The sequence below is a fragment of the Streptomyces sp. NBC_01003 genome (genome assembly GCF_045162695.1).
GTDB lineage: Bacteria > Actinomycetota > Actinomycetes > Streptomycetales > Streptomycetaceae > Streptomyces.
Genome location: NZ_CP108707.1, coordinates 9,265,932 through 9,291,286 on the forward strand (window position 1 = coordinate 9,265,932; position 25,355 = coordinate 9,291,286).

General features: G+C 70.5%; 18 protein-coding genes and 2 pseudogenes. 8 read left to right on the forward strand and 12 right to left on the reverse strand.

Translation table 11 applies throughout. The annotated features are described in order from the left end of the window. Nucleotides 1–24: 24 nt before the first annotated feature. Together OG698_RS42575 and OG698_RS42580 are read left to right on the forward strand one after the other, a co-directional pair. Nucleotides 25–1,014, forward strand: coding sequence for an ArsR/SmtB family transcription factor (locus OG698_RS42575; protein ID WP_406109519.1), 990 nt, complete (start codon nucleotides 25–27; stop codon nucleotides 1,012–1,014). After that, nucleotides 1,007–1,994 (forward strand): annotated as a pseudogene (locus OG698_RS42580) (aminoglycoside phosphotransferase family protein). Before OG698_RS42575 ends, OG698_RS42580 begins: the two are co-directional and overlap by 8 nt. 17 nt (nucleotides 1,995–2,011) lie before the next feature. On the opposite strand, the pseudogene OG698_RS42585 reads toward OG698_RS42580, so the two are convergent. Then, nucleotides 2,012–2,188 (reverse strand): annotated as a pseudogene (locus OG698_RS42585) (alpha/beta hydrolase); the annotation flags it as partial. 43 nt (nucleotides 2,189–2,231) lie between these two features. Between OG698_RS42585 and OG698_RS42590 the strand changes: the two are divergent. After that, nucleotides 2,232–3,110, forward strand: coding sequence for a hypothetical protein (locus OG698_RS42590; protein WP_406109520.1), 879 nt, complete (start codon nucleotides 2,232–2,234; stop codon nucleotides 3,108–3,110). Between the two features lie 120 nt (nucleotides 3,111–3,230). Then, nucleotides 3,231–4,463, forward strand: coding sequence for a cytochrome P450 (locus tag OG698_RS42595; RefSeq protein WP_406109521.1), 1,233 nt, complete (start codon nucleotides 3,231–3,233; stop codon nucleotides 4,461–4,463). A gap of 33 nt (nucleotides 4,464–4,496) precedes the next feature. On the opposite strand, the gene OG698_RS42600 is transcribed toward OG698_RS42595, so the two are convergent. Then, the gene (locus OG698_RS42600) at nucleotides 4,497–5,609 is read right to left on the reverse strand and encodes a YncE family protein (protein WP_406109522.1); all 1,113 of its coding nucleotides are present in this window, start codon (nucleotides 5,607–5,609) and stop codon (nucleotides 4,497–4,499) included. Next, nucleotides 5,606–6,202 (reverse strand): ankyrin repeat domain-containing protein, encoded by a 597-nt coding sequence (locus OG698_RS42605; RefSeq protein ID WP_406109523.1) that lies wholly within the window; start codon nucleotides 6,200–6,202, stop codon nucleotides 5,606–5,608. Before OG698_RS42605 ends, OG698_RS42600 begins: the two co-directional genes overlap by 4 nt. 525 nt (nucleotides 6,203–6,727) lie before the next feature. Here OG698_RS42605 and OG698_RS42610 point away from each other — a divergent pair. Both OG698_RS42610 and OG698_RS42615 read left to right on the forward strand, forming a co-directional pair. Then, on the forward strand, nucleotides 6,728–7,180 hold the full coding sequence (locus tag OG698_RS42610) for an NUDIX domain-containing protein (protein WP_406109524.1): 453 nt from the start codon (nucleotides 6,728–6,730) through the stop codon (nucleotides 7,178–7,180). A gap of 209 nt (nucleotides 7,181–7,389) precedes the next feature. Beyond that, entirely contained in the window at nucleotides 7,390–9,477 is a 2,088-nt protein-coding gene (locus OG698_RS42615) for a SpoIIE family protein phosphatase (RefSeq protein WP_406109525.1), read from the forward strand. Between the two features lie 22 nt (nucleotides 9,478–9,499). Here OG698_RS42615 and OG698_RS42620 read toward each other — a convergent pair whose 3' ends face one another. The 8 genes from OG698_RS42620 to OG698_RS42655 form a co-directional block, all read right to left on the reverse strand. After that, nucleotides 9,500–10,540 (reverse strand): ABC transporter permease, encoded by a 1,041-nt coding sequence (locus OG698_RS42620; protein WP_406109526.1) that lies wholly within the window; start codon nucleotides 10,538–10,540, stop codon nucleotides 9,500–9,502. After that, a complete protein-coding gene (locus OG698_RS42625; protein ID WP_329578485.1) occupies nucleotides 10,537–11,499 on the reverse strand; it encodes an ABC transporter permease in 963 nt (320 codons plus the stop codon). The genes OG698_RS42620 and OG698_RS42625 overlap by 4 nt, the downstream gene beginning before the upstream one ends. Then, nucleotides 11,492–13,051 carry a sugar ABC transporter ATP-binding protein gene (locus OG698_RS42630; RefSeq protein ID WP_406109527.1) on the reverse strand — a complete coding sequence of 520 codons (1,560 nt, stop codon included), beginning with the start codon at nucleotides 13,049–13,051 and terminating at the stop codon, nucleotides 11,492–11,494. The genes OG698_RS42625 and OG698_RS42630 overlap by 8 nt, the downstream gene beginning before the upstream one ends. Nucleotides 13,052–13,159: 108 nt before the next feature. Beyond that, a complete protein-coding gene (locus tag OG698_RS42635) occupies nucleotides 13,160–14,257 on the reverse strand; it encodes an ABC transporter substrate-binding protein (protein ID WP_406109528.1) in 1,098 nt (365 codons plus the stop codon). A gap of 192 nt (nucleotides 14,258–14,449) precedes the next feature. Beyond that, the gene (locus tag OG698_RS42640) at nucleotides 14,450–15,565 is read right to left on the reverse strand and encodes an aldose epimerase family protein (protein WP_406111597.1); all 1,116 of its coding nucleotides are present in this window, start codon (nucleotides 15,563–15,565) and stop codon (nucleotides 14,450–14,452) included. 276 nt (nucleotides 15,566–15,841) lie between these two features. After that, nucleotides 15,842–16,852 carry a LacI family DNA-binding transcriptional regulator gene (locus OG698_RS42645; RefSeq protein ID WP_399980127.1) on the reverse strand — a complete coding sequence of 337 codons (1,011 nt, stop codon included), beginning with the start codon at nucleotides 16,850–16,852 and terminating at the stop codon, nucleotides 15,842–15,844. A gap of 255 nt (nucleotides 16,853–17,107) precedes the next feature. Next, on the reverse strand, nucleotides 17,108–19,507 hold the full coding sequence (locus tag OG698_RS42650) for a beta-L-arabinofuranosidase domain-containing protein (protein WP_406109529.1): 2,400 nt from the start codon (nucleotides 19,505–19,507) through the stop codon (nucleotides 17,108–17,110). A 139-nt stretch (nucleotides 19,508–19,646) separates the two neighbouring features. Next, nucleotides 19,647–22,250 carry a PA14 domain-containing protein gene (locus OG698_RS42655; RefSeq protein WP_406109530.1) on the reverse strand — a complete coding sequence of 868 codons (2,604 nt, stop codon included), beginning with the start codon at nucleotides 22,248–22,250 and terminating at the stop codon, nucleotides 19,647–19,649. 317 nt (nucleotides 22,251–22,567) lie between these two features. On the opposite strand from OG698_RS42655, the gene OG698_RS42660 reads away from it, so the two are divergent. Then, complete coding sequence (locus OG698_RS42660) at nucleotides 22,568–23,032, forward strand: hypothetical protein (protein WP_406109531.1); 465 nt, start codon at nucleotides 22,568–22,570, stop codon at nucleotides 23,030–23,032. A gap of 508 nt (nucleotides 23,033–23,540) precedes the next feature. On the opposite strand, the gene OG698_RS42665 is transcribed toward OG698_RS42660, so the two are convergent. Beyond that, the gene (locus OG698_RS42665) at nucleotides 23,541–23,753 is read right to left on the reverse strand and encodes a hypothetical protein (RefSeq protein WP_406109532.1); all 213 of its coding nucleotides are present in this window, start codon (nucleotides 23,751–23,753) and stop codon (nucleotides 23,541–23,543) included. Between the two features lie 239 nt (nucleotides 23,754–23,992). Here OG698_RS42665 and OG698_RS42670 point away from each other — a divergent pair, with 239 nt between their 5' ends. After that, the gene (locus OG698_RS42670; RefSeq protein ID WP_406109533.1) at nucleotides 23,993–25,237 is read left to right on the forward strand and encodes an MFS transporter; all 1,245 of its coding nucleotides are present in this window, start codon (nucleotides 23,993–23,995) and stop codon (nucleotides 25,235–25,237) included. The last annotated feature ends 118 nt before the right edge of the window (nucleotides 25,238–25,355 follow it).

Below are 25,355 nucleotides of genomic sequence, written 5' to 3' on the forward strand. Positions count from 1 at the left end.
TAACGTTTCGGCAGGAGGCGAAAGATGGTGCTGCTGCGGCTGAGTTCGATGGCCCTGTCACAGTCCCGGTTCGCGCTGTCGCCGAGCGCCGAGACGCTGGGGTCGATGAGCGTCCTGATGAGGCCCTGCTCCGACCCGTGGCTCACCCCCTGGTACGACCGCCACCACGACGCGTTCCACGCCGCGCTCGACGCGGACCCGTTCGCCCGCGGGCTCGTCGAGCTGATCTGCTCGACCAAGTACCTCCCCGGTTACGTGAGCCGCCCGCCGTCCGGCGGAATGCGCACCACGCTCGCCGACGAACTGAAGGCCGTCGCCGCGGCCCGCGAAGACGACATACGCGCGGACCTCGACGCGGCGGTGGCCCGTAGCTGGAAGCGCCACGACCTGGAGTGGCTGACCGGGCACGGGTGGGGAGCCCGGACCGCCGACCTCTTCCGGTACGTGTGGAAGACGCATGTGTCGCCGGACTGGCCGCGCCGCCGCGCCCTGTTGGAACGGGACGTCACGTACCGGGCGGGGCTGCTCGCCGCGTACGGCTGGCCCAGGGCGCTCCAGCACATGAACCGGCGCAGTGCGTGGGTCGGCGCCGACGCCATCCGCTTCAGCGACCAGCCGGGCCCTGACTGCATCGTCGGCGAGGGCGGAATGCTGTTCGTCCCGGTCTGCGTGACGAGCGGCACCTGGCTCGCCGAGGCGCCTCCCGACCGGTACGCCCTGGTGTACCCGGCCCGCGGCGCAGCCGAGCAGAGCGGGCGGCCGCGAGCGGCGCAGGCCCTGGATCGGCTGATCGGCACCGGCCGCGCCGCTCTCCTCCACGAGCTGGAACGCCCCGCGACCAGCAGCGAACTCGCGGCGCAACTGGGGCAGTCGCTCGGCACGGTCGGCGGCCACCTGGCCGTTCTGCGCGATGCGAACATGGTCGTCGGTACGAGAGTGGGGCGACGCGTGGTCTACCGGCGCACGGAGGCGGGCGATCGCCTCGCCGGTCGTGCAGACTCTCCGGATGACTGACCACGAGATCGACGAGCCGCTCGGCGAAGCAGTCGACGAAGCAATCGACCAAGCCATCGGAGAAGCATCCGACGAAGCCATCGGCGAAGCGTTGGTGCGGTCGCTGCTCGAGGAGCAGTATCCGGACCTGGCGGTGCTGGAACTCCACCATTCGGTGAGGGGCTGGGACAACCAACTCTGGCGGCTGGGCGACGAGTTGGCCGTACGACTGCCGCGTACGTCACGCGCCCCGGACCTGCTGCGCAAGGAGCACCGCTGGCTGCCGCTCCTGACCCAGAGACTCCCCCTCCCGGTCCCCACGCCCCTCCGGCTCGCCGAACCGTCCGACCTCTTCCCACACCCCTGGACCATCGCGGAATGGGTCCCCGGCGAGCCGGCCGACCGTTCGCCGATCAGCGAGGGCGCAGACTCCGCCGACACGCTGGCGCGCTTCCTGAGGGCGCTCCACCAGGAGGCGCCCGCGGACGCACCGGCCGACACCGGCCGCGGCGCCCGCGGACGCACCGGCCGACACCGGCCGCGGAGTTCCCCTCGCCGCGATCTCACACCACTTCGACGAGGCGGTCCGATCCGTCGCCGCCCACGTGCCCGAAGGCGTCCGGGGCGTGTTGGACGAGGCCGTAGCGGCTCCCGCGTGGGAGGGGCCGCCGGTGTGGCTCCACGGGGACCTGCACCCCGCGAACGTCGTCGTCTCGGACGGCACACTCTCCGGCGTTGTCGACTTCGGCGAACTCTGCGCCGGTGATCCGGCGATGGACCTCGCGGCCGGGTGGCTCCTGCTGCCTTCAGCCGCGGGCTTCCTGGATGCCTATGAACGCGCCGACGAGGCCATGATCCGACGTGCCCGCGGGTGGGCCGTCCTGCAGGCTCTGTCCCTCGTCGCGATCGGCCGGGCAGGGGACCAGGGCCTGCCCGGCGGCAAGCCCACGTGGGGGCGGGCGGGCCGACTGACCCTCGACCGCGTGCTGGCCTCGCGCTGACCGTGAGGTGGGGTGCGTCAGGCACTCCCCAGCAGGTCCCGAAGTGCCTTCGTGACCTCGGCGGGCGCCTCCTCCGCCATGAAGTGGCCGTACGCGACCACGGTGTGCCGCAGGTCCTCGGCCCAGGCGCTCCACAGCGCAGCCGCGTCGAGGCCGAGCGCAGCGCCCCAGTCCTGCTGAAGCACGGCGACCGGCGCGTCTCAGCCGCGCGCGCCGCCCGCACGGCAGAGTGGGCGTGTGGACGCAGATGATGTCGCCGAGGATCTCTACCGCCTGCCGCCCGTACAGTTCATGGCCGCGCGGAACGCGCAGGTCGCCGAGGCGAAACAGGCCGGGGACGCGGCCGCCGCGCGCCGGATCGCCGCCTTCCGCAAGCCGACTCTCGCCGCCTGGGTGTCGAACCTCCTGGCGCGTCAGACTGAGGAGGCGGGGCAGCTCCTCGAGCTCGCGGAGGCACTGCGGGAAGCGCACCGTACGCTCGACCCGGAGCAGTTCCGGACTCTCAGCCACCAGCAGCACGTGATGATCGCGGGCCTCGCGCGACAGGCGGGTGGGCTCGCCAGACGGGCGGGCCAGCCGGTGAGCCTGAGCGTCCTGCACGAGGTCGAACAGATCCTCCACGCGGCGCTGGCCGACGCGGAGGTCGCCGAGCAGTGGGCCACCGGCAGGCTCACGAAGGTGCCCACCGTGTCCACCGACTTCCCCGGTACGGCGCCTCTGGCGCAGGTGTCGAAGAAGGACGAAAGGCCCACCCCCACCCCTGCGAGCAAGGCCCCCGACCCCGCCGAGGAGAAGCGCCGCGCCCGCCTGAAGGAGGCGATGAAGGCAGCCACCCAGGCCGCGGCCGAAGCGGGCCGTCGCGACGACGACGTGCGCCGTGCCGAGGAGGAGCACGAGCGGGCCACCACCCGGCGGTCCGCGGCGGACGAACGCGTCGCGCTCCTGACCCTTCGGCTCGGCGAGGCCGAGGAGGAACGGCGCACCGCTGCCGCGGCGGCGGACGAGGCGTCCGTGCGGGTGCGGGACGCCGCACGCGAACAGAAGGCCGCCCAGCGGAGAGCGGCGAGTACGTCCCGGGCCGTCGAGCGGCTCTCCGGAGGCGATTCCGGCCGCTGAGCGCGAGGTTCACCCGTGCATCACGAACTGATCACGCCACCCACCCGTATCCGTGTTCCATTGGATGCTGGCGACCGAGATCACGTCAGGGGATACGTGTTCGCGAAACGGAGTGAGGACATGACCGATCCGACCGCCGCACCACTGCAACTGACCCACACTCAGATCGACGAGGCGTCGCACGGCCACGACGTCCCGCTGGTGCGGGTGACACTCCCGGGGACCACAACCCCCGTGTGGCTGGCCACGCGCTACGACGTGGTGAAGGCGGCGCTCGGCGACACCCGCTTCGTACGGGACCTGGCGAAGGTTCCCGGTGCGCAGGGCGGGGGTGTCGGCGCGGAACTGCTCGACGACGCGGGGCTGCCGCCGGAGTACCGGCAGTACCTGGAGATCCTCGTCATGGCCGACGGGCCCGAGCACACCCGACTGCGCACACACGTGATGCGGGCCTTCGCGCCGCGCCGGATCGCCGCGCTGCGTCCGCGCATCGAGCGCATCGTCCAGGACGTGACCGGTGAACTCGTCGCCAAGGGGGACCAGTTCGACCTCCTGAGCGCCTTCGCCTACCCGGTCATGACGGACGTCATCTGCGAGATCATCGGCGTGGACGCGGCCGACCGGCCGAAGGTGAGCGGCTGGATCAGGGACTACGAGTCCGGTGAACCGGACCGGTTCCTGCCCGGCATCGACCACCTCGCCGAGTACATCGGCCGGCTGCTCGACCTCCGTGGCCAGGCGCCCAAGGAGGACCTGGTCTCCGATCTGCTGCGCTCCAGCGCCACGGCGGCCGAGGGGCAGCGCCTGACGCGCCAGGAGATGATCGCGCTCGTCTTCTTGCTGATCAACACGGGGATCGCGCCGCCCGCCTTCTTCATCACCGACGCGGTCCTCACCCTCCTCGACCACCCGCAGGAGGCGGTCCGGCTGCGGGCGGAGCGCGACCTGCTGCCGCGCGCCGTCCAGGAGTTGCTCCGCCATGTGTCGGCGGTGCGGGTCGGCGCCACCCTGTACGCCACCGAGGACGTGGAACTCGGCGGCGTCCTGGTACGCCAGGGCGAGGGCGTGACGAGCGGTCTGCTGGCCGCCAACCGCGACCCGGGAAGCTTTGACGACGCCACGCGGCTCGACCTCACGCGCGAGGTGGCACGCGGGGCCGGGCACATCGCGTACGGACACGGCGCGCACCGCTGCATCGGCGCCGCGCTCGCCAACCTCCAGACCGAGGTGATCCTCGACGAGCTGTTCCTGCGCCGGGACAGCCTCGAGCTGGCCGTCGAGCGGGAGGCCGTCGAGCGCGTCGGGTTCGCGGGCGACGGCACCTATCCGATCGCGCTGCCGGTTCGCATCTGAGTCGGAGCCGGGCCCGTGTCCGGCCGGGCATCGTCACAGAACGGCGATGCCCAGCGGCCGATGACCTGCGGGCAGCCGGTGGGTCTTCCCGCTCTCCAGGTCCACGACGGTGATCCCGTCCCAGAATCCGTCTCGCGTGAAGCCCCCGGTGACGTAGGCGGTGCGGCCGTCGCGCGACGCGGCGACGTCCTCGTGCGGGCCGTCGAGCGGGACGACGCGCTCCTTCCCCTCGGCGGTACGGACGGTCAGCGAGGCGTCGTTGTCGCCTGCGCTGATCGGTCCTGTGCCGACGGCGAGCAGCGTGCCGTCGGGGGTGAGCTGGGCGCCGTGCTGGTGTGTGTCGGCGGTCATCGGTTCGACGGCGACCTTGCCGGTGCGCGGGTCGAGCACGGCCAGCTTCTCGCCCTCGAAGGGCAACAGGAGCTTTCCGTCGTCGCGCACGGCGGCGTAGTGCGGCTTCAGCCACGAGCCGAGTCCGCCCTCCGTGCCGTACGGGGCGACCTCGAACCGGCGCGGAGTGAGCGTGTCCGTGCGTACGGCGGTCACGTCGAACGAGTCGTGGCCGGTGGCGTACACCTCGCCGCCGTCCCGGGCGACGTCCACATCGAAGGGGCGGCGGCCGACCGGGACGGTGTCCGTGACCTGCCGCGTCGCCGTGTCGATGACCTCCAACACCCCATTCCTGTCAGGCACGTTGACGCCCACGTAGACATGCTTTCCGTCGGGTGCGAGGGCGATGCCCATGCCGCCGCCGCGGTACTCGCCGGTCGTGGCGGGGCCGGTCTCCGTCGTGTACGGGATGCGGCCGACGTTCTCGCGCGTCTCGGTGTCGACGACGGCCACTCCTTCGGCCGTCGCAACCCACGCCCGGCCGTCCTTGCCGACGACGAGCCCGTACGGCGCGGTGCCCACCTTCACCGAGTCGAGGGTGCCGCGCCCGGGGTCCACGAACGTGACCGTGTCGCTGCCGAAGTCCGCCACCAGCAACGTGCCTTGAGCGGTTCGCTCGGGCGCCGGCGCGGACGGGGTGACGGTGGCTGCCCGGGGTGAGGACGCGGTGGAGTCGGCGGTGCCGGTCGCGGTGCACCCCGCCGCGAGGAGGACGATGGCCATTGCCCCGAGCGCACCGCGCGCGCGGGCCGTCATGACGCGGCCCTGAGCAGCGCCGCGAGCGCATCGAAGCCGCGGCGTTCCGCGTGTTCCAGGGCCGTGACGCCTTCCGCGTCCGCGAGATCCGGGCGGGCGCCCGCCGCGAGCAGCAGCTCCACGATGTCCTGGTGCGCCCGGCCCCCGTCACCGAGGATCACGGCTTCGAGCAGAGCGGTCCATCCGAGGTCGTTGACGTGGTTGACGTCGATATCCGTCTCCCGGAGCACCGCCCGTACGTACGCGACGTGGCCGCGCTCGCTGGCGGGGATCACCGAAACACCCCCATAGCGGTTACGCAGAGTGAGATCCGGGCCCGCCGGGAGCAGGACGCGCATCATCGCGACGCTGCCGGTCACGCCGGTGACGAGCCACGGGCTGTCGTGGCGCCGGTCCTGGGCGTCCGGGTCGGCGCCGGCCGAGACCAGGACCCGCGCGGCCTGGACGTGATCATTGAGGGCGGCGAGCAACAACGGGGAGCGCAGTTCCTCGTCGCAGGTCTCTACCGAGGCCCCGGCGTCGAGGGCGGCGCGCACCTCGGCGGCGTCACCGCGCCGGGCGGCCTCCAGGAGTCGGCGGTCGCGGTCGTGCATCTCGGTGCTCCATGTCCGTAGGGAAGGATCCGTAGGGAAGGAACGGGGGCGCCTCCGATTTCCGTCCCGGAGTCCATTCTCCGGCCGCGTCCCCCGCTCACCGGTCGGCCTGCCGTCTGTGGTGCGGGAGCCCGACGGACGACCCCGGGGTCAACCGATCGGCTGATGCCGACGCGGCCGGTCCAAGGGGCAGTACGACGAGGAAGGCCCCCTCCCTGCCCGGTGGGGGCGCGGAGGGGGCCTTGACGGAGGCTCGCCCTCAGGGTGTGCACCGGTTGCCGTCGCCACGACAGGAACCTGAAGACGTCCTCAGGTATCTCAACGAGCGAGCATGCGCCATGTTCTGCCATACCCGCACGGGACACCCGCACGGAGCTGGTCGGCGTGTCACGTTGACGCGTTGTGAGGGCTCCATGCGTTCACCGTGATTCCCGACCGTGCGGCGCCCGTGATCGATAGGTTGTTCCCCTGCATCGGCCGTCATCGGGACGGCGATGTCCGCAGGGGTGCAACGTGGGAGGTCAGATGCGTTCGCGAGTCTCGGCGTATGCGGTCTCTGTCATGGACGAGCAGTTGCTGCTCACCCAACTCGCGGACAGTTCACCGGTGTTCGAGCCCGGCCTGTGGCACCTGCCCGGTGGCGGGATCGACCCGGGGGAGCAGCCGCGCGAGACGCTGGCGCGCGAACTGTACGAGGAGACCGGCCTGGAACTCCTGGACGCCCGGCTGGTCGACGCGCGGGCGTACACCGCTCACCGGCTCGGCATCGACTGGCATCTGGTGGGGCTCTTCTACCGCGTCGACCTCAAGCCCGGCTCTCCCGTGGTGACCAAGGGGGACGACTCCACCAGCGCCGTCACCTGGATGCCCCTGTCCGGCTTGCGGGAGTCCGAGCTGTCCCCTGCGGCGGTCGACGGCTTGGCGATGACCGGTGTGCGTCAGAACCGTCGGCCCCGCGTGGGCGCGGCCCGCCAGTAGCGGAGGAAGCGAACATGACCTTCTCCGGGAAAGGGGCATAAAATGCCGTGTGGAGTCTGGAGGCAGTATGGCCGAGAACCTGGACCGCAGTACATGCCGGGGCTCCGGCTGACAAAATACTCGTCCTCGATGGAGTCGATGACATCCCGAACCGGGCTGATCCCTTGCAGCCGTCCCTCGGACCCCGGCGATTCTGGGGAGGTGACTGGATGGATGCGATCGGTTCGTCGCGGACGGGCCTGACAACGGCGGGCACGGTCTCCGAGCCCGGCGGCCTTCTGGACGCCCTGGCCGTGGCCGCGGTGATGATCGATGCCCAGGGCCGGATCTGCCTGTGGAGCCCGCAGGCCGAGGAGCTGTTCGGCTTCACCGCCGAGGAGGCGCTGGGGCAGTACGCCGCGCCGCTCCTGGTCGCCCCGGAGAACCAGGATCTCGTACTCGGCCTGTTCGCCGAGGTCATGGAGAGCGGCCGGAGCTGGGCCGGCGTCTTCCCCGTACGCCACAAGGACGGCAGCACCCGCCTGGTGGAGTTCCGCAACATGCGGCTCCACGACGAGCTCGGAGACGTCTACGCCCTCGGCATCGCCAGCGACCAGGCCCTCCTGCGCCGCTTCGAGCGGGACCTCGCGCTGTCCGTGCAACTGGTGGCCCAGTCGCCCATCGGGCTCGCGGTCCTGGACACGGACCTGCGCTACGTGATGGTCAACCCCGCACTGGAACGCATCAACGCCCTGCCCGCCGAGCAGCACATCGGCCGCGGCGTCGGCGAAGCCCTTCCGTTCCTGGACACCGAAGCCATCACGGCCACGATGCGCCAGGTCATGGCCACGGGCACGCCGGTCCTCAACGAGTTCACCATCGGCCGCCCCGGCGGCGCCGCCGACGTGGAACACGCCTGGTCGGCGTCCTACTACCGGCTCGACGACTCGGCCGGCCGGGTCCTCGGCCTGGCCATCTCCGTGGTCGACGTGAGCGAACAGCACCGGGCCTCGCAGGAAGCCGCCCGGGCCCGCCGGCGCCTGGCTTTCATCGCCGACGCGTCCAAGACCGTGGGCACCACTCTGGACGTCGAGCAGACCGCGCACGAGCTGGCGTCGGTGGTCGTCCCCGAGCTGGCCGACCTGGCGGCGGTCGACATACTCGACGCCGTGCTCCAGGGCCTGCGCCAGACCACCCCGGCAGCCGGAGGACCCGCTCTGTTCCGGGCACTGGCGGTGACGGCGGCCTACTCCACCAACGCGCTCCACGCCGCCGACACCCCCGGGCAGATCGCCAGCTACGCGGCCGACCGGTACATCACCCAGTGCGTGACCTCAGGGCGTCCGGTGCTGGTGGAGCACGTGAGCGAAGCGGACCTGGAGCGCATCGCCCCCGACCCGAAGTCCGCCCGGGTCCTGTCCCGGGCGGGGCTGCACTCCTATCTGGCGGTGCCGCTCATCGCGCGCGGAGAGGTGCTCGGCGCGCTGGACCTGGGCCGCGCGAGGAACGAGCTGCCGTTCGACGAGGACGACGTCGTCCTGGCCGGCGAACTGGCCGCCCGCGCGGCGGTCTGCATCGACAACGCCCGCTCGTACCAGAGTGAACGCCGCACCGCCCTCACCCTCCAGCGCCACCTGCTTCCGCCCAGACCGCCCCGCAGGCCCGGCCTGGAGATCGCTTACCGCTACCAGCCCGCCCAGTCGGCCAGCGAGATCGGCGGCGACTGGTTCGACACCATCCCGGTGGCCGGGAACAAGACCGCCCTCGTGATCGGTGACGTGATGGGCAGCGGCATCAACGCCGCCGCCACCATGGGCCAACTGCGCACCGCCACCCGGACGTTGGCGGACCTGGACCTCGCGCCGGCCGAGGTGCTCCGCCACCTCGACCACACCGCCGCCGAACTCGACCCCGCGTTCGCCACGTGCATATACACCGTGTACGACCCGCACCGCGGCGAGTGCCGGATCGCCGTCGCGGGCCACCTGCCGCCCATCCTGGTCAGGCCCGGCCGCCGCCCCGAACTCCTCGACCTGCCCACGGGGACACCTCTCGGTGTGGGCGACGTCGCCTTCCAGGAGACGGCCGTGAAGATGGAGAGCGGCGACCAACTCGTGCTCTACACCGATGGGTTGATCGAGACGCGTGCCGACGCCATAGATGCCCGCATCAACACACTGCTCGATCTGCTCTCCGAGCCGCAGGGGTCCCTGGACGAGGTCTGCGACCACCTCCTCGTGGCCCTGCGGGACGAGGGGGACCGGGACGACGTGGCCCTCCTGATCGCCCGGGCCCGCCCGCTGGGGTCCACGTCGTAAAGCCTCGGCGCGATCCGGTCGCCTACAACAACTGCCGCCTGCGGCCGAGCCACGTCTGCGCGATGACCACGACCGCGAGGAACGCGCCGCTGACGACCTGCTGGTAGGAGGAGTCGAGGGAGCCGATCTGGTTGATGACGTTCTGGATCACCTTCAGGAGAAGCACACCCACCAGAGAGCCGCTGACGTAACCCAGACCGCCGGTCAGCAGGGTGCCGCCGATGACGACCGCGGAAATGGCCTCCAGCTCCATGCCGTTGCCCAGAATCGTGACGCCGGAGGCGAGCCAGGCGGCGTTGAGCGCGCCGGCCAGGCCCGCGAGGACACCGGACAGCGTATAGACGATGATCTTGGTACGGGCCACGGGAGCACCCATGAGGGCGGCCGCATCCTCGTTGCCGCCGACGGCGTACACATGCTGGCCGAAGCGGCTGCGGCGCAGGACCACCGCGCCCGCCACGAACAGGACCAGAGTGATCCACACGGGGTTGCCGACGCCGAGGGTCGTGCCCTGGCCGAGCTCGGCGAGGAACGATCCCTTCTTGACGAGGTAGGTGTCGGCGCCCTCGTTGGTCAGGGACAGCATCAGACCGCGCGCGCCCAGCATCGCGGCCAGCGTGACGATGAAGGGAGCGAGCCGCGAGCGGGCGATCAGCAGGCCGTTGACCACACCGATGAGACCGCAGACGACCATCGGCAGCAGGAGCGCCACCAAAGTGCCGTACTGCGAACCCCACGCGGCCAGAACACCGCCGAGAGCGAAGAGCGAACCGACCGACAGGTCGATGCCGCCGGTGATGATGACGAAGGTCATGCCGAGCGCGACGACCGCCAGGAACGCCGAACTCGTCGCCATGTTGGACAAGTTGTCCCCGGTGGCGAACGAGTCGAAGCTCAGCGACGCCACCGCCGACACGATCACGAGGACCGCGAGCGCGCCGTGCTGCTGGACCAGCGCGCTCAGCCGCTCGGAGCGGCTGCTGCCCACGGGCTCGGCGGCGTCGAGCAGCTCATTTTCGGTCCGGGCCACGGCCTCTTCCGTTTCCGTCCTGGTCGCCGTCATCGCTTCCCCCGTCCGCGCGCCGCGTACACCGCCAGCACGATCACGATGGCCTGGGCGATCTGCGTCCACGAAGGCGGCAGATCGTGCTTGATGAGCGTGGCGGTGAGCAGCTGGATGAGGACGGCGCCCGCCACCGTTCCGGCGATGTTGACCCTGCCGCCGCTCAGGGGGGTGCCGCCGACCACCACCGCGGTGATCGCGGACAGCTCCATGAGGTTGCCCAGCGATGTGGGGTCGCTGGCCTGCAGCCGCGCGGTCGCGAGCACACCGGCGACAGCGGCGAGGAGCGCGCACGCCACGTAGACGAGCATCAGGACGCGGCGCACCGGGAGCCCCGCGAGCTTCGCGGCCGCCCGGTTGTCGCCGATGGCGAGCAACTGCCGCCCGAAGGTGGTGCGCCGGATGACGAAGGCGACCAGCAGAGCGAGCGCGGCGGCGATGATGATGAGGTAGGGGATGCCGAGCACGTCACCGGAACCGAGCGACGCGAGCCCCGGGTTGTGCAGGTCCTTGAGCTGCGGCAGCAGCACCAGGGCGATGCCTCGGCCGCCGACCATGAGGGCGAGGGTGGCCACGATCGGCTGCACACCGACCCAGGCGACCAGCGCCCCGTTGGCCAGGCCCACCACGGCCGCGAACACGGCCACCGTGAGCAGGGCCGGCACCAGCCCGTACCCCAGATAGAGGGCGGTGACCGAGGCGGCGAGCGCCATGACCGCGCCCACGGACAGGTCGATGCCCTCGGTGCCGATGGCCAGGGCCATGCCGAGGGCGACGATGATCACGGGCGCGACCTGCACGGCCTGTGTCCGGAAGTTCTCCGCGGACAGGAAGTGCGGCGTCACGGCGATGTTGACGACGAGCAGGACGGCCACGCCCGCGTACACGCCGTACGTCTGCATCCACTGCAGGACTCGCGCGCGGTCGAGGGCGGCCGGGCGTATGGCGGCCTCAGCCATGGCGGGTCACCTCCCCGGCGGCGCCGGGTGCGGGGCTGCCCGCCGCGATGGTCTGCATCAGCTTGTCCTCCGTGACGTCGTCGCCGGTCAGTTCGCCGACGACCGCGCCGTCCTTCAGCACGACCACGCGGTCGGATCCTTCGATGAGTTCCTCCAGGTCGGAGGAGATGAGCAGGACGCCGAGGCCGTCGTCGGCCAGTTCGTCGACCAGCTTCTGCACCTCGGCCTTGGCGCCCACGTCGATGCCGCGCGTGGGCTCGTCCAGGAGCAGCACCTTCGGGTTCATCGCCAGCCAGCGGGCCAGGAGCACCTTCTGCTGATTGCCTCCGGACAGCTCACCGACCTTCTGGTGCGGCGAGGATGCCTTGATACGGAGCCTCTTGACGAAGGTGTCCACGATCTTGTCGACCTGGGCCTCGGAGACCAGGCCGAAGCGGGAGAGCCTCGGCAGCGCGGCCAGCGCGATGTTCTCGCGGACGGAGAGCCCGGGGACGATGCCCTCGCTCTTGCGGTCCTCGGGCAGCAGGCTGATGCCGGCGCGGATGGCGGCGGGCGTGGATCCCGGGCGCAGCGGGACACCGGCCACGGTGACGTTGCCCCCCTTCGACGGCAGAGCCCCGGAGATCGCCTTGGCGGTCTCCGTGCGCCCCGACCCGAGCAGCCCGCCCAGACCGACGACCTCGCCGGGACGGATGTCCAGCGAGACTCCGAGCAGCTTATGAGGAACCGTCAGATCTCGTGCGCTGAGCACAGGTTCGGAACTCGCGGCATGGTGGTCGCCGGTGAACTTGGTGACGCCCTCACTGCGTACCTCACCCATGTCACGCCCCAGCATCGTGGACACCAGTGTGAGCCGGTCCAGGTCCGCGAGCCGTCCGGTGTGCACGCGGCAGCCGTCCCGCAGCACTGTCACGGCGTCGCACACGGCGTACAGCTCGTCGAGCCGGTGGCTGACGTAGATGACGGCGATCCCGTCGGCGCGCAGTCGGCGGATCACCTCGAACAGCGTCTCCACCTCCCGTGGTTCGAGGGAGGAGGTCGGCTCGTCCATGACGACGACGCGTGCGTCGGTGGCGACGGCCCGGGCCAGGGCCACCATCTGCTGGGCACCGACGCCCAGCGTGCGCAGCGGCTGCCGCACGTCCACCCGCACCCCGTACGCGCGCAGCGTCTGCGCGGCGTCGCGGTGCATACGGCCGAAGTCGAGCAGCCCGAACCGGTTGCGCGGCTCGCGCCCCAGGAAGAGGTTGCGGGCCACGCTCAGCAGCGGGATGAGGTTGACCTCTTGGTAGATCGTGGAGATGCCCGCGTGCTGGGCCTCCAGCGGTGTGGCGAAGGAGACCGGGCGGCCCTGGAAGGTGATGTCTCCCGCGTCGGACCGGTACACACCGGTGAGCACCTTGATGAGCGTCGACTTGCCGGCGCCGTTCTCGCCGATCAGGGCGTGGACCTCACCGGCGTGCAGCGCGAGGTCCACACCGTCGAGGGCCCGGACACCGGGGAACGACTTGCTGAGTCCGCGGACAGTGAGGACTTCGGCGGAGGGAGTCACCTGTGCCTCCAGGGTGGGGTGAGGGCTAGGGCAAGTGAGAGGAGTACGGATCAGGGGCGGGGTGGGCCGGCGCTCTGGCCTGCCCCACCCTGTCTGCCTGAAGCTGCGTCAGAATGCCTTGCCGATCTCGGACTTGGCGTTCTTCGTGTCGTAGGCCCCGTCCTGGATGATGACGTCCTGGGGGACTTCCTTGCCCTGGGTGAACGTGTCGAGGGTCTGGAAGGCGAGCGGGCCGAAGCGCGGGTTGGACTCGATGACGCCGCTGATCCAGCCGTCGACAATGCCCTGGACCGCGTTGCGCGTCCCGTCGACCGTCACGATCTTCACGTCACCGGCCTTCTTGCCGGCGCCCTTGAGCGCGGCGACCGCGCCGAGACCCATCTCGTCGTTCTCGGCGTAGATCCCCTTGATACCGGGCTTGGACTGGATCAGCTGCTCGGTGACCTGCTGGCCCTTCTCACGGGCGAAGTCGCCGGTCTGCTGGAAGACCACCTTGAGGTCGGGGGCCTTCTCCTTGATGCGGTCCTTGAAGCCCTTGGTGCGCTCGGTGGTGACGTTGTTGCCCGCGGCGCCGAGCAGGATCGCGACCTCGCCCTTGCCGCCGGTCGCCTCGATCATCTGGTCGGCGGCGCGCTTGCCCTGGTCGACGAAGTCCGAGGCGATGAAGCTGACGTAGTCCTTGCACGCCGTGGCGTTGATCTTGCGGTCGATGGTGACGATCGGCACCTTCTTGGCCGCGGCGGCCTTCAGCACCGGCTCCCAGCCGTCCGAGTTGAGCGGAGCGATCACCAGCAGGTCGGCGCCCTTGGCGAGGAGGTCCTGCACATCGCTGATCTGCTTGGAGAACTGGGACTGGGCGTTGGCGGTGAGCAGCTTCAGACCGCGCTTGTTCGCCTCGGCCTTGATCGAGGCCGTCTCGGCGATCCGGAAGGGGTTGGCCTCCTTCTCGGACTGTGAGAAGCCGACCGTGGCGTTCTTGAGGTCGAGCTTCTTCCCGCCGTACGCGTCGATCGTGCAGCCCTTGCTGCCGGGCTTCGGCGTGACGACCTTCTGGCCCGCGTCGGCGGCGGACGCGGAGGAGTCGGACTTGTTCGAGGCGTCGTCCTCGGACTTGGCGCAGCCGGAGGCGGTGAGGGCCATGGCGGCGGCCAGGGCCACGATCACAGGGCGGGCGGTGAGGTGACGGCGGTGGGCGAAGTGCTTCATGGTGACCCCGATCCGGGTGACGCGGCGACGGAGGGTTGGCAGGGAGCAGCGAGGGCGGCGCGTATGCGGCTCGACGAGGCGAGTGCCTCGACCGGTCCGCCCGCAGGAGTTTTTACATCGTTGAAAGGAGGGTGTAAAGCCTTTGTGCGGGACGTGACCGCCCTGTGATTCGGGCGGGCCGTCCGGTCGTGGTCAACGTGCGACCGCGGTGAGGTGCGGGAAGGTGAGCACGGTCCGGCTGCGCATGACCTGGTCCGGGCGCAGGACGGTGCTCGGATACTCGGGCCGGTTGGGGGAGTCGGGGAAGTGCTGCGACTCCAGGCACAGACCCGAGTGGGCGCCCAGCCGGCGACCCAGGAAGTCGCTGAAACCGCCGTCGAGTTGCTGCCCCGCGTACACCTGGAGCCCGGGCTCGCTGGTGTGCACTTCGAGCACGCGCCCGCTGCCGGGGTCCTCGAGACGGGCCGCACGCCGCAGTACCAACTGCCCCTCTCCGGGAGGTTGTTCACGGTCGTCGAGCGCCCAGCAGTGGTCGTATCCGTCGGCGCGCCTCAACTGCTCGTCGGGCTCGGCGATCCGCGCACCGATCCGCCGTGACCGGGTGAAGTCGAACGGCGAGCCGGCCACCGGTGCGGGTGCGCCAGACAGCGGGAGGCCCGTCTCGTCGATGGGCAGATACGTGGTGGCGTCCACGGTCAGAAGGTGGTCGAGTACCCCTCGGTCCGGGTTCCCGGAGAGGTTGAAGTAGGCGTGGTTCGTGAGATTGACCGGCGTGGGACGGTCGGTGACGGCGTGATAGTCGAGCGTCAGGGATCCGTCGGACGCGAGGGTGTAGGTGACGGACACCTGGAGCGAACCGGGAAAGCCCTGGTCGCCGTGTGGACTGTCCAGGCTCAGGCGCACACTCGCGGCGCCGTCGGGCCGCTCGCAGGACTCTGCACGCCACACCCGGCGGTCGAACCCGTCGGCCCCGCCGTGCAGCGAGTTGCCCCGGTCGTTGCCCGGGATGTGGTGCCGCGTTCCGTCCAGGGTGAACGTGCCCGCGGCGATGCGGTTGGCGTACCGCCCCACCACAGCGCCGAGATACGCGCCATGGCTGGCGTAGTGCTTCACGTCCGGGAGGCTGAGGACCACCTCGGCGGGCGGCCGGCTCCCGGACGGACCTGGGACACGCAGGGAGTGCAGTGCGGCGCCGTACGTCAGGACGGCGGCCTCGACTCCGCTCGCACTGCGCAGAGTCCAACGCTCGACCGGGAGGCCCGAGGGGGTGGCGCCGAAGGGTGCCGAGAAGGGGGCGGCGAAGGACATGGGCTCCTCGCGGGGAGTGAGGGCCGGGCACTGTCCGGCGCCGGGCGCGGGCGATACCGGTGGGGCGCGGACGGAGCCGGAGACCGGCAGCTGCGGACGCCTGGACATTACAACGTTGTAAGGAGGCGTGGTAAGGGGTCGGTACAGGTATCTGCTCGGGTCTTTCGGCCATGCGGCGGTCGAGTGGTTGTCCGGTGGCCAACGGGTCGGTGATTTCGGCGGGAAGTCCTTTACGGGCTTGTCGGCGGGAACGATCACGCGGTCCCGCCGCTCGGCCTATGTGTTCCGCCCCAGCGTGCTCTCGCGCGCGATGAGCCGGTAGTCCGCCCAGACGCGGCGGGGCTCGTCCGCCTGGCCGCCGAGCCGGGCCAGGACCGACTCGACCGCCATCCGCGCGATGGCCTCCTTGTCCGGCGACACGGAGGTGAGCGTGACCGCCCCGAAGTGCCCCTCCACGACGTCGTCGAAGCCCACCACGGCGATGTCCTCGGGCACGCGCAGACCGCGCTCCGACAGCACCCGCATCGCTCCGATGGCGATGGGGTCGTTGTACGCGAACACGGCGTCGGGCCGGCGCCCGGTCTCCAGGATCCGGGTCATCGCCGCCGCGCCGTCCGCGTGCCCCCACCCCTCGGTCGTCGCGATCAGCCCGTCGTCCACGGAGAGGCCCGCCGACAGGAGTTCCTCGCGCCACCCCTGAACACGCAGGTGGGCGGGTTGGCTGTGGCCACGGCGGGCGCCGATGAACGCCACCTCGCGGCGCCCCATGTCGATCAGATGGCGGACGGCCGTTCGGGCCGCCGCGACGTTGTCCACCGCGATGTGGTCGTAGGGCAGGTCGTAGTGGCGCTCGCCGAGCAGGACCAGAGGCACGTTCTCCGTGCGCTCACGAAGGTCCTCCGCCTCCAGCTCGATGGGGCTCAGGATCAGGCCGTCGATGACGCGTGCGCGGAACCCCTGGCTGACCAGGACCTCTTGCTCGCGCCGGCCTCCCGTGTGGTCCAGGAGCACGATGTAGTCGTGCAGGGCGGCGGCGTCGATCACCGCCGCCGCGAGCTCGGCGAAGTACGGGTTGCCGAGCTCGGGCAGGGCGAGGGCGATGATGCCCGTCCGCCCCTGACGCAGGTGGCGGGCGGTGAGGTTGGGCCGGTAGCCGAGCTCGTCGATGGCCTGCTGCACCCGCTCGCGCATCGCGGGGGTGACGTGCTGGTAGTTGTTCACCACATTCGAGACGGTCTTGATCGACACGCCCGCACGCGCGGCGACGTCCTTGAGGCTGACCCGCACAACATTCCTTCCGGTGACCTGCCGGGCGCCGGGACCGGTGCGTGCCCGCACGGCGCCGGAGCCATGGCCCCGGCGCAAAGGCTCTGGAGCCGGGCTTGCAACGTTATACGTCCGCATGGCGAAAGGTGGCAAGGCGACGGATATCCCCGGCGCCGGCTGCTGGACCAGCGGCTCGACCGTCGAGGAAGCGGAGCCCCGCACACCGACGCCGTGGCGCGCCGGGATCCGCCCGGCGCGCCACGATCGGTCACGACCTCAGAGCAGCCGCCACAGATGGTCGTCCGTCCCGTTGTCGTCGAACTGGACGACCTGCGCGCTGTCCGCTGTCGACATCCCGTCCACGCCGAGGACCTTGCCGCTGTTCTTGTTGCGGATCCGGTACCACCCGTCCCCGCTGTCGACGAGCGCCCACAGATGGTCGGCGGTGCCGTTGTCCTCGTACTGGACGACGTGTGCGCTGTCGGCCGTCGACATCCCGTCGACCCCGAGGACCTTGCCGCTCTGGCCGTTACGGATCAGATGCCAGCCGTCGCCCTTGTCGACGAGCTGCCACGCGTGGTCGCCCGTACCGGAGTTGGCGAACTGGACGACGCGGGCACTGTTCTCGGTCGACATGCCGTCGACGGCCAGGACCTTCCCGCTGTGCTTGTTGGCGATCCGCCGGAACGCGGGCTCCGGCGTCCACGCCCTGCCGTCGGGCGAGGCCTGGGGAAACGCCGTGATCCGCAGTCGGGCCGCGCCCATCGGGACGAGTGTCACGGTCTCGACGGGTGCGTCGCTGCGGGCCGGTCCGTTCTGCAGAGGTGCGACGACGTGCTCGTCGTCCGCGACCCACTCCTCGATGCGACGGGCCTGCGCGGTGATGTGCACCGGCGTCGTTTCGTGGGTGAACGGGTTCTCCCCGACCGGCCCGTTGTCGCGCCGGAACGCGAGGCCGGGGGCGGGGGACAGGCCGTAGTTCCAGGCGGAGGTCGCGTGCACCTCGTAGTGCGGGAACGTGTCGTCGCCCGCGTAGCGCTCGTACTGCTCGCCGATCTTCAAGGAGTAGGTGAGCGGTCCGTGGTCGACGCTGACGGCGTCATGGTTGTCGGGCCAGTGGCGTACGGAAGTGCGCTGGGGCAGGCGCAGCGTCACCACGTCACCGTCGTGCCAGGTGCGCTCCACCTTGGCCCAGGCCGGTCCGTCCTCGGCCGCCAGACGCTTGCCGTTGACGAGGAGTTCGGGCCCGCGGCACCACCCCGGGATGCGGAGCTGAAGCGGGAAACGCACCGGCTTCGGGGTGGAGAGCCTGAACTCGACCGTCTCGGTGAAGGGGTAGCCGGTCTCCTCGACGATGGTCACCTCGGTGCCGCCTTCGACCCGCGTGCGGACCGTGCAGGGGGCGTACATGGCGGCGGCGAGGCCGTCGCCGGGCGTCGCGAGCCACAGCTCCTCGTTGAAGTACGGCCAGCCCATACCGTAGTTGTGCGGGCAGCAGCGGTACTGGTCGACGCCGGGCTGCAGGGACTGCATGGCGAAGCCGTTCTGGAACTGCCCTTGTGTCTTCGGGGTGTTGTCCAGGTCGACGCTGTTGGCGCTGGTGACGTAGTGCAGGGACTTACCCTGCGGGTCGAGGGCGGCGGGCAGCATGTTGAACGCGAGTTCCTCGCAGCGGTCCGCCCACACCGGGTCACCGGTGATGCGCGTGAGCAGTTCATGGCTTGCCATGAACTCGACGATGCCGCAGGTCTCGAAGCCCTGACGGGGGTCCCCGAAGCCGGGCCGGTAGTTCTCGTCCCCCGCCATGCCACCGCCGGGGAACTGGCCGTACGCACCCATCACGGCGTCGTAACCGCGGTAGGTGGCCCGGGTCAGCTCGGCAGAGCCGGTGAGCTGCGCGTACTGGGCCGGCTCACGGAATCCCTGGGCGATGTTCACGTTGTGGCGCGAGGGCATATCGCCTGTCCAGTCCGCCCCGAGGGTGTGCATCTTGCCCGCCAGATCGAGGAGGAACTTCTCCCCGGTACGGCGGTACAGCCACACCACGATGTCGAGTCCGTCGCCCCAACGGAAGGAAACCCAGCTGGAGTTGAAGGCTCCGGCCCCCTGGGCGTTCATGAAGCGCAGGAAGCGCGTGACGAACGGGAGGACGCGCCGGTCGCGCGTGTACTCCTCGTAGGTCCGCAGCGCCATCAGGAGCGGCAGGAACGGCCAGAAGTCCGGACCGCCGTTGAGCGCGGTCCGCAGCGCGCGCGGGCCGAAGAAGCCGTCGCTCTCCTGCGTGGCGAGGATCGCGTCGATCCACTCGCGCGAACGGGCCAGGGCGTGCTCGTCGCCGGTGGCGACCGCGAGTGGCACATAGCCGCGCAGCCAGTACGGCAGTTCCTCCCAGGCCCCGCGCTCCGGGTGCACCCAGCCGGTGTTGTCGAAGTCCAGGAAGTGGGAGAGGTCCTCGTACCGGCCGCACAGCCCGTCGAGCTGGAGCTTCAGCTGTCCGGCGAGCCAGCCACGGGCGGTGACACTGCCGGAGGGCAGCTTCCGGAACGCGTCCGGGGCCGGCGTGCCGGCCGACGGCCGTGAAGCCGCCGCCGCGGACGGGGCGAACGGGCCGCCGAGCGCCGCGGCGCCCAGGCCCAGGGCGCCGGCACCGAGAAGAGCGCGTCTGCTGACAGGCATGCGGGTGCTCCTGTTCGGGGGTTCGGGGGAGGGGTGAGAAGGGGCCGCGCTCGCGCAAGAAGGGCGAGCCGCGCCCCGGCCCCCCTTCCGCCCCGAGAGGCGCGAAAGGGGGACCGGGCACTTGTCGGACCGACCGTGCTCAGCTGCCGGAGCAGCCGGCCACGGTCGCCTGCGAGGCGTCGTGGATCAGCGCTTCCTGCGCCGCCTTCACCCGCTTCACATCCGGCTTGACGATCTTGCGGTCGTACGTCAGCAGGCCGTTGAGCTCACCCTCGACGTCCGAGATCTGCGTGTACACGGCGCCGTTGCTGCCCTGGCAGGCCAGCTTGTGCACCTCGGCGAGGCGCGCGAGGTAGTCGTCCGTGTACTTCGCCGGGTCGACGTCCACGTACGACTGCTGCACCGCCCAGGCGTGACCGGGCACCGCGAGGCCGAGGCCCCCGTATTCGCCGCTGACCAGGGCGCGCTTGCCGTCGGGGTGCGGCGGCAGGGCCGGGCTCGGGTATCCGTGCTCGTCCATGATGTCGCCGGTTCCGCCGTCCGCCCCCAGGTTGAGGCCCGACATGTTGTTGACCAGCCGCGTCGGGTCCCAGGCCTTGGCCTGCTCGGCGATGCGGCCCACGTCGTACTGGCCCCAGCCCTCGTTGAAGGTGACCCACATGACCACCGACGGGTGGCTGCTGTGCTGGTCGATCATGGTCTTCATCTCGCGCTCGTACTCGGCGCGCGCGGCCGCGTCCGGCGCCGCGCTCATGGCCGGCATGTCCTGCCACACCATCAGACCGAGCTTGTCCGCCCAGTAGAACCAGCGGTCGGGCTCGACCTTGATGTGCTTGCGGACCGAGTTGAAGCCCATCTGCTTGTGCATCTTCAGGTCGTAGGCCAGCGCCTCGTCCGTCGGCGCGGTGTGCAGCCCGTCGGGCCAGAAGCCCTGGTCGAGCGTGGCCATCATGAAGGCGGGCTTGCCGTTGAGGAGGGTGCGCGGTGTGCCGTTCACCTTCTCGACGGAGATGGAGCGCATCCCGAAGTAGCTGCCGACGCTGTCCTTGCCGACGTTCACCTTGAGGTTGTAGAGGAACGGGTCGTCGGGCGACCACAGATGCGCCTTGTCGATCTTCAGGGTCAGCGGCGCGCCGGTGACCCCGCTCGCCGTGGCGACCCTGCGCCTGCCGTCGTACGCCGTCGCCGTGAACGGCACTCCGTCCCGCACGCCCTTGGCCTCGACGGTGGCCTTGCCCGCCGTGACGTCCGGGGTGATCTTGAGGTCGGCGGCGTGGTCGGCCGCTACCGGTTCCATCCACACGGTCTGCCAGATACCGGAGGAGGGGGTGTACCAGATGCCGCTCGGGTCGAGGCGTTGCTTGCCGACCGGCGGGTTCTCGCCGCCCTGCGCGTCCGTCGGGTCGTAGACGCCGACGATCAGCTCCTGGGTGCGCCCCGGCTTCAGCGCGTCCGTGATGTCGGCGCTGAACTTGTCGTAACCGCCCTTGTGTTCGGCGACCTTGGTGCCGTTGACGTACACCTCGGACTGCCAGTCGACGGCGCCGAAGTTCAGCTGGAGGCGCTTGCCGTCCCCGACCTTCCAGCCCGCGGGGACCGTGAAGGTGCGGCGGTACCACATGCGGTCCTCGTGGCGCTCGATGCCGGAGAGCTGCGACTCGACCGGGTAGGGCACGAGGATCTTCTCGCCGAGCTGCTTGCCGACCGGCGGCTTGTCGCCGGACTTCGCCGCGGCGAACTGCCACTCGCCGTTGAGGTTCTGCCAGGCGTCCCGGGTGAGCTGCGGGCGCGGGTACTCGGGGTGGGCGTTCTTCGGCCCCACCTCGTCGGCCCACTTGGTGCGCAGCTCGTACTCCGAGTCGTTCGGGCCGCTGCTCCAGAACTGGCCGACGGCCTTGTCCCCGGTGCCGGTCAGCCCGCCCTTGCCGTCGTACGTGACATCGGCCTGGCCGGACGCGCCGCCGCCCTTCTTGCCCACGACCGGCTCCTTCAGCCCGACGAGCAGGGTGCGGGAGTCGGCCGGGTCGGCCTTGATCGTGGACAGCGGCCATTGGGCGCCGCCGATCACGGCCTGGAGGTGATCCGCGAGTCCGGCCGGCGGGGCCGCGAGGGACTGCGCGAAGTCGAGCTTGAGAGTTCGGCCGTCCTTGAGGACGGTGGTCGATATCGCTCCGTCGTAGTCCCAGCCGTCGGGCAGCCGGAAGGCGGAGGAGGGGATCGCTTCCTTGGTCTCGCCGGGCTCGGTCCAGCGCAGATGGAGGTTCGAGCCGCCGAAGTGCTCGAAGTACTCGACCTTGATGTCGTACGCCTTGCCGGCCGTCAACTCGACGGGCTGGGAGGTCTGTTCCTTGTCCCAGTCGTCGACCCAGTGGTCGATGGCGAGCTTGCCGTCGACCCAGAGCCGGAAGCCGTTGTCGCCGGTGATGGAAAACGTTGTCGCGCCGGTCTTCTCCGGTACGACCTTGCCCGTCCAGCGCACACTGGCGTCGTCGGCCTGGCCGGTGGCGGTCCGCAGCCGCGGCTCGAGGGTGTCGAAGTCGAGCTTCGGGTCGAAGCCGGTGGCCTTGAGCTCGTTGAAGTCGAAGGCTCCGGGGGCGGACTGGGTGTAGTACTCGCCCTTCAGGCCGTGAGGTTCGACCGGGTCGTCGGCCGCTGTCGCCGACGGCGACCCGGTGAGTGCCGCGAGGCCCAGTCCCGCGGCCAGCAGCATGGCCAGTCGGCCTCTGAGTCGTTTGGTGCGCACGAATCCTCCTTGACTGAGGAAGAGGGGGCGGCTCGTCGCTTGCGTCTGTACAACGTTGGAAGGAATGGGCAGTTGGCATGACAGCACGCCCTCAGGGGCGCTGTCCAGGGTCACGACAAGACGACCCCCCGGTAACTCCGCGGGGGGCGATCCGACGGGCTGCAAAGTTTGCTGACGAGAAGGCGGATGTGGCTTCATCGACTTGGTTGAACACGTTCAAAACTTCTGGCAGGCTGACCCCGGCTCGAACGGGCGGACGCTGCCCGTGGTGGCCTGCTGGGGCATGCGGTCGACAAGGTCGGGGCGGTGGGTGGGGCGTGAAGTCGAGGATGGCGGTGCTGCTCGGATGTCTGGTCCTGGCCTGTGCGTCGTGCGCCGACGCGGGCGGTGAGGCGGCCGTGATCCAGCAGGCCGATCTGGTCGGGGACTGGGCCAACTCGGCCGGAGCCCGCGTGCACATGGCGGACGATCACACCGTGACGGCGAGTGGGGTCGATCATGCCGTGCCCGACTACACGTGCCCGACGACGGTGAGGGCCGCCAGATGGCAGTTCTTCACGCGGGCCGACTCGTCCGGGTTCGCCACCGCCTCCGACTCGGTGGCCGAGGGGGACTCGCTCGTGGTGAATGTGGACGCCGGTGACCCCGACTCGCAGTGGTGCGACCTCCAGGCCGCCGTTCAGAGGGACTACCGGGGCTTCAATCTGTGCCTGGTTCTGGACATGGATCAGGGGTGCACGGCCGGGGAGCTCCTGCGCAGGGTCCCGGCCGCACGGGGGTGAGCGTGCGGCTGTGTCGAATTGAGTGGATGTCGCAGGTCCGTGGGTGAGCCGAATCGCGTGGAGGCCGCGCTCCGATGCCGGGCGCTTGCCGACATCGGCTCGTTTGCAATGGTGTTGGGCCGTTTCCGGTGTGGTCGCCGGGGTCGTTCAGTGCGGGGGCCGACGGATGGGTGGACAGCGTTCCGCGCCCGTGCTCTCAAGCTGGACCGGCGCAGAGTCTTCAACGTAGTACAGCAGCTGCCCCGGGGTCGTGCCGCTTCGCCAGGTATCTACTCTCTCTGCCCGGGCGCCCCGTTCACCGGCTGCTTCTTCAACGACGTGGCGGGGGAGCGGGGCGGCGTCGACCGGGCCTCGGAGCACGGCATCGAGGTGGTGCCCGCCGACTTCTCCATGAACGGCACCGTGCACGCCGGCGTCCCGGCGAAGGAGATCGTCCGTGGCGATGTCTTCTTCGTCCCGCTGAACCGGGCCGGAGTCCGCGGAAGCCAGGGCCCCTCGGCGGGCCTGCCTACGCCGCCTCGTAGTGGTGGGCCCGACCGCCGCGCCACTTCACCCAGGCCGGATCGTCGAGCAGCGCCTCCGCGTCCGGCAGCCCGGCCCGACGCAGGAATTCGACGACTTCCATGTCGGAGTGCGCGAGGCCAAGTATCTGACCGTGCGCCGTCACCCTGCGCCCACCCGTGCGCGAGGGGCGGTGCACGACTATCGGCACGACGTCCATAAGTACAGGGTCATTCGAATGCCGGGCGCGTGCATCCGCTGGCCAGGCATTTTTGCTGGAAGATAGAGACAGAGCCCCGCTCGGCCCACCCCCCCCGGCCGGGCGGGGCTCGCCTTGTGCGCGCGGGCCCTCGCCATGGTTGTCCGCCGGAGGCGTTACGCAACCCTCTTGCTCTTGCGAGTAATGTGCAACAAGCTGGCCCGGTCCTTACCGCCTGCCCCAGGACGCGGAGCCACGACATGCCCGTCATGCCCCAGCTGATGCCCGAAGCGGGACCTCAACGCGTCATCGCCGCATCGAACTTCGTCAACACCGTCGGCAGTGGCCTCTACCTGACCGCCGGAGTCCTGTACTTCACCCAGGACGTCCGCCTCCCTGCGACGCAGGTGGGGCTCGGACTCGGTGTCGCCGGATTCGCCTCGCTCGTCACGGGCATAGCCGCCGGCCACCTCGCGGACAGGCGCGGCGCGCGCGGCGTCTACGCGGCGACCATCGTCGTACAGGCGCTGGCGACAGCGGGGTTCGCCCTGGTGGACAGCTTCTGGCCGTTCGTCCTGGCCGTCTGCGCCGCGACCGGGGCGCAAGCGGCGGGGCGGGCCGCACGCAGCCCGCTCATCAGGCACTTCGGCGGGGACCGGCCGCAGGAGTACCGCGCCTACCTCCGGGCCGTCACCAACATCGGCATCTCACTCGGCGCGCTGCTGGCGGGCTGGGCCCTTCAGGTGGGCACCCACACCGCGTACCAGCTCCTGGTCATCGGCAACGCGATCGCCTTCGGTGCCTCCGCCGCCATCCTGCTCTTCCTGCCGCCGGTCGCTCCGGAGCCCACCTCCGCCGGCCCCCGGTGGATCGCACTGCGGGACCGGCCCTACCTCCTCCTCGCGGCGCTGGACGGCATCATGGCCATCCAGTTCAAGGTGCTCACCGTGGCCATCCCGCTGTGGCTGGTCGTCGCCACCAGCGCACCCCACTGGCTCATCTCGGGCACGATGCTCGTCAACACCGTCATCGTGATCGCCCTTCAGGTGCGGGCCGGCCGCACCGTCAACTCCCCGGCCGCGGGTGGCGGGGCGTACCGGCGGGCGGGCGTGGTCTTCCTCATCTCCTGCTCGCTGATCTCGCTGTCCGCGGGGGTTCCGGCATGGGTCGCCGCGGCACTGCTCCTGGTCGCGGTCGTGGTCCACACGGTCGGCGAACTGTGGCACTCCGCCGCTGGGTTCGAGGTCTCCTTCGCCCTCGCCCCCGAACACGCCACGGGCCAGTACCTCGGTGTGTTCGGCCTGGGTGCGGGCCTGGCCGATGCGCTCGGCCCCAGCCTGCTGATCGCGCTCTGCATCACCTGGGGCCGGCCCGGCTGGTACGTCGTAGGGGCCCTGTTCGCCGTAACCGGCCTGGCGGCCCCCTTCGCCGTCCGCTGGGCTCAACGACCTGTGCCCGCACCGGACTTGTCCCTCGAAGCGGGGCGGCCCGTTACGCAGGTCTGACATGCGACCGAGTGATCCCGGTCGGCCGAGTGGTTCCGAGGCTGTCCGTCCGATCGGCCGGTGCACGCCCACCCACACGGGCCGCACATGCTCGCGTCGTGGGCGGCGGGTCATCCGG

What these genes read in the sequence shown, in the direction of transcription:
- OG698_RS42620 (WP_406109526.1), bottom strand. Translation starts at nt 10,540, where the DNA reads ATGACGGCGACCAGGACGGAAACGGAAGAGGCCGTGGCCCGGACCGAA.
- OG698_RS42665 (WP_406109532.1), bottom strand. Translation starts at nt 23,753, where the DNA reads ATGGACGTCGTGCCGATAGTCGTGCACCGCCCCTCGCGCACGGGTGGG.
- OG698_RS42600 (WP_406109522.1), bottom strand. Translation starts at nt 5,609, where the DNA reads ATGACGGCCCGCGCGCGCGGTGCGCTCGGGGCAATGGCCATCGTCCTC.
- OG698_RS42595 (WP_406109521.1), top strand. Translation starts at nt 3,231, where the DNA reads ATGACCGATCCGACCGCCGCACCACTGCAACTGACCCACACTCAGATC.
- OG698_RS42640 (WP_406111597.1), bottom strand. Translation starts at nt 15,565, where the DNA reads ATGTCCTTCGCCGCCCCCTTCTCGGCACCCTTCGGCGCCACCCCCTCG.
- OG698_RS42625 (WP_329578485.1), bottom strand. Translation starts at nt 11,499, where the DNA reads ATGGCTGAGGCCGCCATACGCCCGGCCGCCCTCGACCGCGCGCGAGTC.
- OG698_RS42650 (WP_406109529.1), bottom strand. Translation starts at nt 19,507, where the DNA reads ATGCCTGTCAGCAGACGCGCTCTTCTCGGTGCCGGCGCCCTGGGCCTG.
- OG698_RS42575 (WP_406109519.1), top strand. Translation starts at nt 25, where the DNA reads ATGGTGCTGCTGCGGCTGAGTTCGATGGCCCTGTCACAGTCCCGGTTC.
- OG698_RS42605 (WP_406109523.1), bottom strand. Translation starts at nt 6,202, where the DNA reads ATGCACGACCGCGACCGCCGACTCCTGGAGGCCGCCCGGCGCGGTGAC.
- OG698_RS42615 (WP_406109525.1), top strand. Translation starts at nt 7,390, where the DNA reads ATGGATGCGATCGGTTCGTCGCGGACGGGCCTGACAACGGCGGGCACG.
- OG698_RS42670 (WP_406109533.1), top strand. Translation starts at nt 23,993, where the DNA reads ATGCCCGTCATGCCCCAGCTGATGCCCGAAGCGGGACCTCAACGCGTC.
- OG698_RS42635 (WP_406109528.1), bottom strand. Translation starts at nt 14,257, where the DNA reads ATGAAGCACTTCGCCCACCGCCGTCACCTCACCGCCCGCCCTGTGATC.
- OG698_RS42610 (WP_406109524.1), top strand. Translation starts at nt 6,728, where the DNA reads ATGCGTTCGCGAGTCTCGGCGTATGCGGTCTCTGTCATGGACGAGCAG.